Origin of the sequence: Shewanella oncorhynchi (assembly GCF_030848765.1) — a bacterium.
Lineage (GTDB): Bacteria > Pseudomonadota > Gammaproteobacteria > Enterobacterales > Shewanellaceae > Shewanella > Shewanella oncorhynchi.
This window is the reverse complement of sequence record NZ_CP132914.1, coordinates 3720499-3733064: the sequence shown is the minus strand read 5'-3', so window position 1 is coordinate 3733064 and position 12566 is coordinate 3720499. Positions and strand designations below refer to the sequence as shown.

Annotated in this window: 12 protein-coding genes; 8 read left to right on the top strand and 4 right to left on the bottom strand. The window is 39.0% G+C overall.

Annotated elements, in window-relative coordinates:
- Window positions 1-3: 3 nt before the first annotated feature.
- Complete coding sequence (locus tag RA178_RS16655; protein ID WP_131525276.1) at window positions 4-396, top strand: type IV pilin protein; 393 nt, start codon at window positions 4-6, stop codon at window positions 394-396.
- Window positions 393-698 (top strand): TapY2 family type IVa secretion system protein, encoded by a 306-nt coding sequence (locus tag RA178_RS16650; protein WP_113941310.1) that lies wholly within the window; start codon window positions 393-395, stop codon window positions 696-698. Before RA178_RS16655 ends, RA178_RS16650 begins: the two co-directional genes overlap by 4 nt.
- Window positions 699-789: 91 nt before the next feature.
- On the opposite strand, the gene RA178_RS16645 is transcribed toward RA178_RS16650, so the two are convergent.
- Together RA178_RS16645 and RA178_RS16640 are read right to left on the bottom strand one after the other, a co-directional pair.
- Entirely contained in the window at window positions 790-1284 is a 495-nt protein-coding gene (locus tag RA178_RS16645; protein ID WP_028760913.1) for a GspH/FimT family pseudopilin, read from the bottom strand.
- A gap of 143 nt (window positions 1285-1427) precedes the next feature.
- Window positions 1428-1940: a GspH/FimT family pseudopilin gene (locus tag RA178_RS16640; RefSeq protein WP_113941308.1), complete on the bottom strand. Its 513-nt coding sequence runs from the start codon at window positions 1938-1940 to the stop codon at window positions 1428-1430.
- 241 nt (window positions 1941-2181) lie between these two features.
- Between RA178_RS16640 and glnB the strand changes: the two genes are divergently transcribed.
- From glnB to tnpA, 3 genes are all read left to right on the top strand, one after another.
- On the top strand, window positions 2182-2520 hold the full coding sequence (gene glnB / locus RA178_RS16635; RefSeq protein WP_028760911.1) for a nitrogen regulatory protein P-II: 339 nt from the start codon (window positions 2182-2184) through the stop codon (window positions 2518-2520).
- A gap of 196 nt (window positions 2521-2716) precedes the next feature.
- A complete protein-coding gene (locus tag RA178_RS16630) occupies window positions 2717-4006 on the top strand; it encodes an NAD(P)/FAD-dependent oxidoreductase (RefSeq protein WP_105249931.1) in 1290 nt (429 codons plus the stop codon).
- Window positions 4007-4176: 170 nt separating this feature from the next.
- Entirely contained in the window at window positions 4177-4614 is a 438-nt protein-coding gene (tnpA, locus tag RA178_RS16625) for an IS200/IS605 family transposase (RefSeq protein ID WP_306682077.1), read from the top strand.
- A gap of 60 nt (window positions 4615-4674) precedes the next feature.
- On the opposite strand, the gene RA178_RS16620 is transcribed toward tnpA, so the two are convergent.
- Window positions 4675-5691 (bottom strand): LacI family DNA-binding transcriptional regulator, encoded by a 1017-nt coding sequence (locus tag RA178_RS16620; RefSeq protein ID WP_131525952.1) that lies wholly within the window; start codon window positions 5689-5691, stop codon window positions 4675-4677.
- A gap of 430 nt (window positions 5692-6121) precedes the next feature.
- On the opposite strand from RA178_RS16620, the gene RA178_RS16615 reads away from it, so the two are divergent.
- From RA178_RS16615 to RA178_RS16605, 3 genes are all read left to right on the top strand, one after another.
- The gene (locus RA178_RS16615) at window positions 6122-8746 is read left to right on the top strand and encodes a TonB-dependent receptor (protein ID WP_306685419.1); all 2625 of its coding nucleotides are present in this window, start codon (window positions 6122-6124) and stop codon (window positions 8744-8746) included.
- A gap of 149 nt (window positions 8747-8895) precedes the next feature.
- The gene (locus RA178_RS16610; RefSeq protein ID WP_306682894.1) at window positions 8896-10419 is read left to right on the top strand and encodes a tryptophan halogenase family protein; all 1524 of its coding nucleotides are present in this window, start codon (window positions 8896-8898) and stop codon (window positions 10417-10419) included.
- 43 nt (window positions 10420-10462) lie between these two features.
- Window positions 10463-11149, top strand: a complete 687-nt coding sequence (locus RA178_RS16605) for a SapC family protein (RefSeq protein ID WP_306682893.1) — start codon at window positions 10463-10465, stop codon at window positions 11147-11149.
- Window positions 11150-11251: 102 nt separating this feature from the next.
- Here the strand turns inward: RA178_RS16605 and RA178_RS16600 are convergent, their stop codons facing one another.
- Window positions 11252-12169, bottom strand: coding sequence for a sulfite exporter TauE/SafE family protein (locus RA178_RS16600; RefSeq protein WP_306682892.1), 918 nt, complete (start codon window positions 12167-12169; stop codon window positions 11252-11254).
- Window positions 12170-12566: the final 397 nt, after the last annotated feature.

Genomic DNA, 12566 nt, shown 5'->3' with positions numbered 1-12566 from the left:
TTTATGAAGGTTCAACTTAAAGGTTTTACCCTGATAGAGGTGATGATTGCCGTCGTGATCATTGGTATTTTGGCATCGATTGCATACCCTTCTTATACGCAGTACATTGCTCAGAGTGCAAGATCAGAAGGGTTAGCTGCTTTGATGCGTATAGCAAACTTGCAGGAACAGTATTATCTCGATAATAAAAAATATGCTACAGATTTAACAAAACTTGTAGGGGCCAACCCTTATATCACTGAACACAAACATTACTCTGTATCATCAAGTGGTGCATCAAGCTTTACGATTAAGGCAGTTGCTCAAGGGGTTCAGGCTAGCCGTGATGCCTCGTGCTCTCCTTTAACAATATCAGATACTGGGGCAAAAGGTCCGAGTGCGGAGTGTTGGAAATGAAATTAATAAACCTCTTTATAACGGTGGCTTTCTTACCAAGCTTAGTTTGGGCTGACTCTGGAGCGACAGTCAGCGAACAAGACTTCAAATGCTACATTACATCAAAGAAAAGTGCTGAGATTGCCTTCTATCATTGGAAGAGTAGTGAAATGAATGTGAGAATGGCTAGCCTTGTTGGTACTACTCGCCAATCAAATGATGGATCGAAATATTACATCTATAGTGTTGAGGAGTGTGTCGCATTAAACGCTGAATTTACTAATACTAAGGCGCAAGTTTTGGATAAGTTAACACCTAGATAAACATCAGCATGTATTTTTAAATGTTAACAACGAACGATTTAAGGATAATATTATTTTAGGGTAGTGAACGGTAGATTTAGTCTCCCATAGTTTATGTGCAGCTTTTCCCATCTGCGCCCTCTTTTATTAAACCTGAAGTGCTAATGTTGATGCTTTTAGAATTGTCACTTTGCCCATTTGAACAATAGATAATTGATGTTTCAACTGAGACTAAACCATCGGGTGTAAAATCAATTTTTTTATCGGCGGGCCCTGATAGGGAAATTACATCGTGTGTATTGAAACTATCGATCACTTTCAATACATTCTTGGCACCTCCATTGTCAATATATACACTGAATCCTTTATTCCAGTCTGTGCCGCATGGTGATGCCGCGTATGGGCAGACTGTTACTGTTGCGCCATAGTTGACAGCTTGGTTTCTTGCAAAAGCAAACACATCACTAATTTTTCGTATTTCATTAGCGCTGCGTGTCCCTTCGTATAGCGACGTAAGTGATGGAACCCCTATGGCTAGTAGGATTGCTGCTACGGCAATTGTGACCATCAGTTCGACTAAGGTAAATCCTCTTGAAATAATTAACATGTAGCTATCCTCGTTAAAACTTAGCTAAGTATATGCGAGGAGACTCTAATGGTCAGTATCTATTCTATATTTTCAATATACCCAATAAATTGATTTTCTTGCTTTTATATAATTAAATTTAAATAGGGAGTATATATTTAAATTTAATCGCAATTGATATTCTTTGCGGTAGAAAGGCGAACTCTACCCGCCTGATTAACAACGATTGCACGGGAATTTTTGCTATCAATTGTTCGTGGGCAATACTTGAAAGTACCATTACTTCCAGAAGCTAACCCATCAGGTTGAAATTTTATCGAACTTTTATTGTATGTTAAAAAATCTTTCGAATCGAATTCATCAATGACCCTAATAATTTTATCGTTAGCATCGAAGCTTTCGACTACACCTGTATCAATGAAAATTGTTAATCCCTTTTGCCAATCTTGAGTACATTTCCCATTTACGAGTGGGCATACTGTGACCCTATAACCATAACTAACAGCTGTATTTCGCGCAAATTGAAGTGTCTGCTGGATAGTTTTAATATTGGTATCAGCTCTTATCTGATCGCTGAGCTCGGTCAAGGAAGGAGCTCCAACTGTTAACAAGATTGTTGAAATTGATATCGTAGTGATAAGTTCTATCAGGCTAAAGCCTTTTCGATGGGAGTTCATAACAGATCCTTGTTATTTTTCGCTTGCATCCCGCGAGCGAGTTAGTGCTGGCTAGAATGTAAGTATAAAATCTGAGGCAATATTCATAGTACTTTTTTTAGACTTTTATGTGCTAAAAGCGATTTTATAGAAACTGTGTTTTATGAGTAAAGCACTACATTCACTTCAATATTGACGTAACCCCGTGTAAGCTAGTGTTATTCTGTTTGTTTATGTTATTGCAAGGGATGAGGAATTTTTAATGAAAAAAGTTGAAGCCATTATTAAGCCATTTAAGTTAGATGATGTGCGCGAATCACTTGCAGAAATTGGTATCACTGGGATGACGGTACTGGAGGTTAAGGGTTTTGGTCGTCAGAAAGGGCATACAGAGCTGTATCGTGGTGCCGAATATATGGTGGATTTTTTGCCAAAAGTAAAAATTGAGTTAGTGATCCAAGACGATCTGCTCGACCAAGCAATTGATGTCATTGTTGAAACGGCCCGTACTGGCAAAATTGGTGATGGCAAAATTTTTGTCACAGATGTTGAACGTGTTATTCGTATTCGAACGGGTGAAGAAAACGAAGAAGCGGTATAAACTGCTTACGAACGATTCTAAAGGGCCTAGTGGCCCTTTTTTGTTGCCTAAGCATATGGAAAAACTAAATAGTACTGCTGGGTTTCTGAAATATCTTTAATGGAAAATCGCCTGTTTTACTCAACTAATGTAGTTATCTCTTATCTGTAACATGGTATAACTTAGCCTCGCAAATGAGTTTTATGAGGTTGTCATTTTGGCTACAAAAAGAATAGTGATCGTGGGTGGTGGTGCTGCTGGTTTAGCGCTTGCATCGAAGTTGGGCCGTAAATGGGGCGGTAGTGATGTCGTCGATGTGTGCTTAATTGATAAAAGTCCTATTCATATATGGAAGCCTAAATTACACGAAGTCGCTGTTGGTGTGATAGATCAATCTATTGAAGGTTTACTCTATCGCGATCATGGACTTAAAAACGGTTATCGCTATATTCGTGGGGAGATAGAGCAGTGTGAGCCAGATGCTAAATCGATTCAGTTAGCCGCAGTCTATAATGATGAAGGTGAGTTGCTCCTAGAGCAGCGACAAATCAATTATGATTTTTTAGTGCTTGCATTGGGTGGAGTTTCTAATAGTTTCAATACATTAGGTGCTGATGAGCATTGTATTTTCTTAGACAGCCTTGAAAATGCCAATTTATTTCATCATAAATTACTCGACGCTTTACTCCAATTAAATGAAACGCAAGAAAGAGTCAGCATTGGTATTGTCGGTGCGGGTGCGACAGGTGTTGAATTGGCAGCAGAGCTTCATCATGTCATTGAGTCTGTTAAAGAGTACGGCTATCTGAATATCGCTAAGCATCATCTTGATGTGCATTTGATTGAAGCGTCACCCAAAATCCTTCCTCAATTACCAGAGCGTGTAAGCGCTAGGGCTCAGGCTGTTCTTGATCAGATTGGTATACGTTTGCATATCGGTGTTCAAGTTAAAGAAGTGACTCGTGATGGTTTCATTACCCAAGATGGCGATGTGATTAAAGCAGGCTTAAAAGTATGGGCTGCCGGTGTCAAAGGGCCAAAAGCATTTCAGCATTTTGCAAAACTGCCCATTACTCCGCGAAATCAGGTAGAAGTTGATGATTGTATGCGAGTGAAAGGTCATCAAGATATCTACGCCCTTGGCGATTGCGCTCTATTGATCCAAAGTTCTGGCCAGCCTGTTCCACCAAGGGCGCAAGCAGCAGCTCAGATGGCTGATACCTTGTTTGATAATATCGTTAATCGATTACAAGGTAAGCCTGAAAAGGCCTTTATTTATAAAGATTACGGCTCATTAGTGTCTTTAAGCCGCTTCTCTGCGGTAGGCAATTTAATGGGGAACCTACGTTCTGGCACTTTCTTTGTTGAAGGTCATATAGCAAGATTGATGTATATCTCTTTGTATCAGAGGCATTTAGCCAGCCTTTATGGTTGGTTTTCGGCAATTGTGTATCGAGTGGCACAAAAGTTATTGAAGTGGCAGCGTCCGAAGCTCAAATTACATTGATTTCTATGTGATTTAGGAGATAGAAAGAGAGCATATATGCTCTCTTTTTTTATTGTCATCCCAAAACCACCGCCTCTGGCGGTGGTGATTGTTCCTTGAGGCTATAGCCTGAATTACGCCCATGCTAAAAGAGACTTCTTATTCACCACAAGTAAGAGGAAACGAAAAGCATGGGCGATTATAGAAGTTCATCACATGTTTATTGGCGTTGCAAATATCATATTGTTTGGACTCCGAAGTACCGTTTTAAAATATTAAAAGGAAACCTTGGTAAGGAGTTATACAGGTCAATTTATATCCTTTGCAATATGAAGGGTTGTGAGGTTTTAGAATTAAACGTTCAGATAGATCACGTTCACTTGGTAGTCATAATCCCGCCGAAGCTGTCAGTATCAACGCTGATGGGAGTATTGAAAGGAAGAAGTGCGATAAGGCTATTCAATAAATTCCCTCATGTACGTAAAAAGCTATGGGGCAATAGCTTTTGGGCCAGAGGTTATTTTGTAGATACAGTAGGTGTTAATGAAGAAATCATTAGACGATATGTGCGCCATCAAGATAAACAAGATCAGGAAGATGAGGCTCAATTGTCGTTGCAGATGATGTAGGTTCTTGGAATAGCCCCTTCCAGGGGCAAGTCAAAGCCGCCTTCTAAGAAGGCGGATTCTTTACTGTTTAGGAATTGCCGACGAGTCACGAATGATAGGTTCAGGAGTAAAGGTTCTAGAATATATGGCATCTTGCTCGCGACGTTTTGCTATTAATAATTCAGTAGCAACCTGAGCTATTTCAGCGTTTGGTTGATGTACAGTGGTGAGTTTAGGCCAGGTTTGACGTGAGAATGGGCTATCTTCGAAACCGACAATTGATAAATCAACGGGTATGTCTAAACCCGCTAAACGAGCCGCAAAAAGTGCACCAGCGGCAATTTCATCGTTACAAGCAACAATCGCCGTCGGGCGATTTTTTAGTTTGATGAGCTTGTTAGCACCATCAACACCGGACTCAAATGAGTACTTCCCTTCAATTATGTAGTTTTCATTCAGCTTTAGGTTATTTATTGTTAATGCCTGTTTAAAACCAAGTAATCGCTCTTTGGTGGATTCATGGTGTAAATCTCCGCTTAAAAAAGCGATATGCTTGTGGCCTAAATCAATCAGATGCTGGGTGATTTGAACTGCACCGAATTTATCGTTGACTAAAATAGTCAACCCATTCTGATCGTTGTCCTTTTCTCCCGCAATAATGCGCACATAGTTAGCATCAATTTCAGTGAGTGCTTTGAGTACTTTAGGATCTTCTGACAAGGGAGGTGTTAGTACTAATCCTGCGAGCCTAGAATATTTGACTAGTGCTGTAAGCTCATCACATATGGTCTCTGATTTGGCATTGCAAGGGTGGATGACAAGTTCATAGCCCTTGTCTTTACAGGCTGACAAGATCCCATTTTGCATATCAATAATATAGTAAGCGTTTGGGTTATCGTAAATAAAACCAATAGCATAGGATTTAGTTCCTGCAAGATTTCTTGCCGCTAAATTAGGTTGGTAGTTAAGTGCTTTTATCGCCTCGTTCACTTTGTCAACGGTGGCCTGCTTCACTGAAGGTTCGTTATTGGTTACACGGGATACTGTCTTGATAGACACTCCAGCATATTTAGCTACGTCGTTGATAGTGACTTTCATTGGTGTAAAAACTCTTTGTCTAAGGTCGCGAGGGGTTTAACTGTTCTATGAACGTAAATTCTTTACCAGCAATTTACAAGCTTACATTTTTTATCAGTTTTTTCTGACTTATACATCTTATAGTGCGAGCTTTTGATGTGCTTAGCAATCCTGAATTGTTACAAATTGGCGTTAATTTATCATTGTTACAATTATGCTGGGAGTTGTAAGTTTACGTCATAATATTAAAGCTCATGTTTTATAATGATTTTTAATAAAAATACTGATTTAACATTCTGCTTTATGACATTTTTTTGCTTCCATCGTTATTTTGTTGTGGCAAGTCTGTTAATTATTGTGTAATGTTTGCACTAGACATGACAGCGTTGTCATTCCGCGGGGAATGGTTATGAATACTAAAACGATAATAAAGTTATGGAAGGGAAACGAGATGCGACCATCAACCTTTAAGAAAACCGTACTAGCTACAAATATTGCTATCCTACTTGGTAGTGCTGTATCCATCAGCGCTGTTGCTGCAGACGCCGTGGCAACCACCGCAGCACCTGAAAATATTGAAAAAATTGAAGTTCGCGGTATGAGAGCATCAATGAAGGCATCAGTTAACGACAAACGTTTTTCTGATGCTGTAGTGGATGCGGTCACAGCAGAAGATATTGGTAAATTTCCAGATGGAGATGTGGGTGAGTCTTTAGGGCGCATTCCTGGTGTTGCGGTTAATCGTCAATTTGGTCAAGGCCAACAAGTATCAATTCGTGGTGCTTCAAGCCAGTTAACCAGTACTCTATTAAATGGTCATTCAGTGGCTTCAACGGGTTGGTTTGATCAACAAGCTATTGACCGTAGCTTCAATTACAGTCTATTACCACCAGAAATGGTGGGTGGTATTCAGGTTTTCAAATCATCTCAGGCAGATATTGCCGAAGGTGGTATTGGTGGTACTGTAATTGTTAAAACCCGTAAACCATTAGATTTAGATGCAAATTCTGTATTCTTAAGTACAAAGGGGGATTACGGCACTGTATCCGAAGAGATAGATCCACAAACCTCAGGACTTTATAGCTGGAAAACGGAAGATGAAAAATTCGGTTTCTTAGTTGCAGGTTCTTTAGATAAAACTCAATATCAACGCAATGGTATAGAATCTTTACTTGGTTGGGGGGAGATAGTTCCGACCACATTCCAGCAAGACCGAGAGCGTACCGCTGTTAATGCTGCATTCCAATACAGACCAACTGATAATCTTGAGTTTGGTTTGAATTTGATGAGCCTTCAACTTGATGCAAACAATGCTAATACTTCAATTTTCTTATTTCCTACTCAGCAGGGTGAAAATACTTGCCTTAAGAAAAATGCTGCAGGCGTGTGTACATTAGTTGAGCACACAGGTAAAGGTGGATTTGCTTGGGCTCAAACTTGGGCACGTAAAGCGAGTATGTCTTCTGACACAATTGATTTGGATTTTGCATATCAGGCAGATGCTTATAAGTTAGAAGGTCGTATTGGTAAGACCAAAGCTGAAGGTGGTACCGATTTAACTTCAAACTATGGTCAGTCTATTGGTAAACCTGAAGATTTCGCGGGTATCTATGATGCTACTGGCGATGTCATTGATATTAACATTGCAAACAACGCTTTTGATGCTTCTGATTTTAATGGAGAATTAGAAACAGCGGGTTGGGCTCTTAAAAAACAACCTAATACTGATGAAGAGTCCTTTGCGACATTTGACATTACTATTCCTGTTGAGCTAGGTGCTATTACATCATTTAAATCAGGCATTAGTTATGCCGATCATGATGTTACTCAAACTACCGAGGCTGCTCAATCCTCTAATATAGTAGCAAAAGATGCATCAGCTTATTATTCTGGTACTATGTCATCTGGCGCAGGCTTCACCTTACCTAAGCCCATTTTTGATAACATGATTAATGATGCCTATGCTGCTATCGATGGTTTTACTCTCGATAAATCAGGATATGGCACACTGCAAGAAAAGAATTTAGCGCTCTACACTATGGCTACATTCGCTGGTGAAGGCGTTCGTGGTAACTTCGGTTTAAGATATGTGTCTACTGATGTTGAATCTGATTATTATGCGTTCAGCAAAACAGGTACATATGCTGATGGTTTAAGTACTGATAAAGCCAGCTATAACGATGTTTTACCAAGTGTAAATATTGCATTCGACCTTGCAAGTGATTTAATTTTAAGAGCCTCAGCAGCTCAAGTTATTTCACGTCCAAATTATGCCGATTTATTCGCAACCTCTAAGTTACCTGGCTTCAACGATGGTACTCCTGGTAACGAGAAGAAAGTCACCGGTAGCGTAAATTTACAGCCTTTTAAAGCTTCACAAGCAGATGTAAGTTTAGAATGGTACTTCAGTGGAGAAGGTTTATTTGCAGCAACTTACTTTATCAAAGATGTAAGTTCATTTATCTCTACAAGAGAAAAACTGAATCAACAAATAGGAATTGAAGATCCCAACTTAATCACTGCTGGTGGTAGTACATGTGGTGCGGGTATTTACGATTGTTGGACTGTAAGTGAAAATTATAACGCTAATGGTGGCTCAATTGATGGTATCGAACTTCAGTTACAAGATTCATTCGATAGTGGTTTAGGTTACTCAGTTAACTACACCTTTGCAGACGCTTCATCACCAGCTGAAAACTATGCAGACCGTGTTGGAGTATTCTCTGACTCATCCAAACATACTGTAAACTTAGTTGGTTACTACGAAATGGATGATTTCTCAGCTCGGGTAGCTTATAACTGGCGTTCTGAATATATGATGCGTGAATTACCAGGGTTCTATGGTAACCGTGAACATCAAGCGTATGGCACCTTAGATTTAAGTGCTAGCTATAATCTAACAGATTATCTGTCGTTAACTTTTGAAGTGGTTAACTTGCTTGAAGAAGATAGCGTACAAAAAGGTGTATCTCCAGTGGATGCAGAGGGGGTTATTAGTGAATTTAAAGATAATTACCCTGTATGGAGTTTTGATGGTGAAGCCCGTTATAAACTCGGTGTTGCGTTGCGCTTCTAATTTAATTAGTTAGATTAATAAGAGCCTAGCAATTGCTAGGCTTTTTATTAAGCACTAAACTGCGTTAAATTAAAAGTGATAATATTAAAGGGCTAATGGTTATCCAATATATGACTCAATGTGTTCATGCTTAATTGTAGGATCATGCTATGACTATAAGAAAAGTAGCGATAGTTGGTGGTGGGACATCAGGTTGGTTAGCTGCTAATCATTTAGGACTGGTTTTAAAGAACAATCCAGAACTCTCCATTACGCTCATCGAATCTCTAGATATCCCCATTATTGGTGTTGGTGAGGGGACTGTTCCCTCAATACGTAAATCATTATCAAGCTTTGGTATAAGTGAGTCAGACTTTATTAAATCTTGTGACGTCACTTTTAAACAGTCAATAAAGTTTGTAAATTGGCTCGATCGAGCAAAGCACGGAAACAATAATTTTTATCATCACCTTTTTGATATGCCGAGTCCATTGGGTGAGGATTTGACACCATATTGGTTAACTCATCCAAGAGAGCACTTTGCCGATTTAGTCTCGCCACAGCATGCCGTTTGTGAGGAAAATAAAGGACCTAAGTTTATAACAACTCCGGAGTATGGTGGCGTTATGGGTTATGCTTACCATCTTAATGCCGCAAAGTTTGCTAAGTTATTAGCTAAAAATGCCATTGAACGATTTAATGTTGAACATATTTATGCAACGGTAAATGATATTTCTTTAGAGAAAGATGGTTCTATTTGTTCATTGTTGACAGATAAAGTGGAGTTATTTTTTGATTTCTATATTGATTGCAGTGGTTTTGAATCTATTTTGTTAGCAAAAAGATTTGATGTACCATTTATTGATAAATCACACCAACTCTTCATTAATACAGCATTAGTTGCTCAAGTGCCCACACAGGCTTTAGATCAAATTCCGCCATTTACGATTGCAACGGCTCATCAGGCAGGGTGGATTTGGGATATTGCCCTCACGCAAAGACGTGGAACTGGTTTTGTCTACTCGACTGATTATATGAGTAATGCTGAAGCTGAAGATACATTTGATCAGTACTTAGGTGGTCAACTTGCCGATCTTTCACATAGAAAAATTGCTATGAAAGTTGGTTATCGTCAGCAGTTTTGGGTAAAAAATTGTGTTGCATTAGGCTTAGCACAGGGATTTTTAGAACCGATTGAAGCGACATCTATTCTACTGACGGACTTTTCTGCACGCTTTCTTGCGGAGCGATTTCCTTCCGATAAAGATGATATTGATTATCTTGCTAAGCGCTTTAATGAAACAGTTTCTCAAGCGTGGGAGAGAGTCGTTGAATTTGCTAAGTTACATTATTGTTTATCCGACAGGTCAGACTCTGCTTTCTGGCGTGATAATCGCACCGATGAAACTATTCCTGAAGGCTTAAAACAACGTCTTAAAATGTGGCAAGATTTTATTCCAATCGCAGAGGATTTCCCTTCAAAGTTTGAAGTGTTCAACAGAGAAAATTATTTATATGTGCTTTACGGTATGAAGTATTCTACTCGACCAACTTATAGCAATGCAGAAGTTGATCAACGCGTTGTTCAACATCTGGCTAAGATGACGTTGTTAAAAAGTAAAATGATAAGTGAGTTGCCAGATCATAGAGAACTACTTGATAAAATCCGTCTCTACGGATTGCAATCTATATAGAATTGTACGAGTTATATAGAAAATAGTAACAAGGAAAATAAAGATGACAACACATTATGTCCCTTTGAATGATTCTATTCATAGACACTTAAAAGTGAAAAACATTGTTGACTATAAATTTTTTGAAAACATGCACATGTTGCCTCTTCAGGTTCAAGAGTTCATGTCAGCAGCGACGAGCTTTCCTATTATATTTACCAAAAATTCTCAAACAGGTGAATTCTTACCTGTAGCAGTTACATCTTTAAAAGAAAACTCGAACAAATTGATGATAAATGGTAGATGGATTGCTCGTTATTTACCTATTCAAGTTCAATTGTATCCTTTTGGTGCGAGTTATATTGATAATGAAATCATTATTGGAATTGATCTAAATAACTCGTCTGTGTGTGAAAGCGGTGAAAATTCTTTGTTTACAGCTGATGGCGATAATACTGCTTATCTCAATACGCAGCTAGAGTTGGCCAGTCTTCAGGCTGACTATCTGGAAATGACAAAACATTTTATTAATACTTTAATACAGCATGAGCTATTACAGCCTAGAACATTAACAGTAAATGCTCTGGACGGTACTAAGACCAACATTAATGGTATTTATACCGTTGATGAACAAAAAATTCATGAACTAGACGAAAGCGTTATGCTGGATTTTGCAAAACGTGGATTTTATTCTGTGATTTATGCACACCTTTGTTCTCTTAGTTTAATTGATTTAGTTATGGATAAATAACATTTAAAGAATGGTGTCATGCTGTATTGGTGGCATCAAATTATACGATTTATTTATGCTAGCTTTAAATTTAAGTAATGAATATGAATCACTTATAAATTTCTAACTCGCCAACATGACGCTACCCGTCAAAATGATCCAAATGGAGAAAAAGAGTTTTAATACTTTTACTGGGAGAAAGAGTGCTAATTTACGAGCAAGTAATCCTCCGATAATGGCGCCAGGACCTGCGAATAACACTAGCTCAAAGAGGGCATGGCTATTTGTTGAAAAAATATGGATAGGGCTTGCCGACCAGACTGTAATCGCAGAAACAACAACGCCAGTGGCGACCGCCATTTTGGCGCATAGTCCCCTTATCATGAGATAAATGACGACTAATTCACCGACGCCTACCGATAACCAAGCTGTGATAATACCGCCGAAATAGCCAATGAGAGCGAGCCAAAGAAAATCGACCAGCATTATAGAGCGAGTGATTTGTGTGCTACTTTTGCTACTGATAATGATGGCGATACCAAGCACTATCGAGAAAATGCTAAAGCTGGTGTGTAGCGAAGAGAGCGAATTGAGTTGTAGTAATTGGCTACTCCAGAAACCTAAGACAGAAAAGAAGGCTGCAAGTAATGATGCTTTTACAAAACCAGACCATGCATCATCTTCTCGGTGGTGCTTTTTATAATGAAGTGACCATGAAATCGCGCCTGCTGTCATGCCAAAGCATTGGATCATAAATGAAGTCGAGACACTTTGAGACTCACTAAAGTTGAGGCTCGAAAATACCGGAATAAAGATGACGCCACCGCCAGCTCCTGTCGAGTTTGCAAATATCGCTCCTGTGATTCCTAGAAAAACGAAGCGTCCATATTCTTGGATAAGATCAAATAGCGAATAAAAATGGTTCGCCCAAAATAACCAAGCTCCACAGAGTAGTAATACCAAACTGAGGTTTAGGTAATACCGATTTAAGCGCGGAGCAGGCTGGGTATTATTGGGCACAAGTGTGTTAATGGGATTCATCAATAGCTACCGTGATCTTTGTCATGTTATCGCTATGTTATCAATGAAAGACAGCGTTGTCACATAAGCTTGAATAAATAAAATAAACATTTTAAGCATTTGAATAATTTGCATTAATTATGTCTATTCATAAAAAATAACAATAATTGTCAAAAAAATGTAGAAATCCTGTTCTTTCTTGTGTACTTTAATAATGACAACGCTGTCATCTGCTTGTGTGACGCGTTGTTTGTAAGGTCTGCATGAGAGGATGAGGTCTCCTTATCATGTGTTTGGCAGGAGTATTGCTGTCGGGCGGCGATACGTTTGTCTTTGATATTTTGATAGTCTCTCCCCAGAAACTAGCGTGGGCTGGGTACTGTAAGCAGTGCCCAGCCATTTTTTTATGATGTTTTTA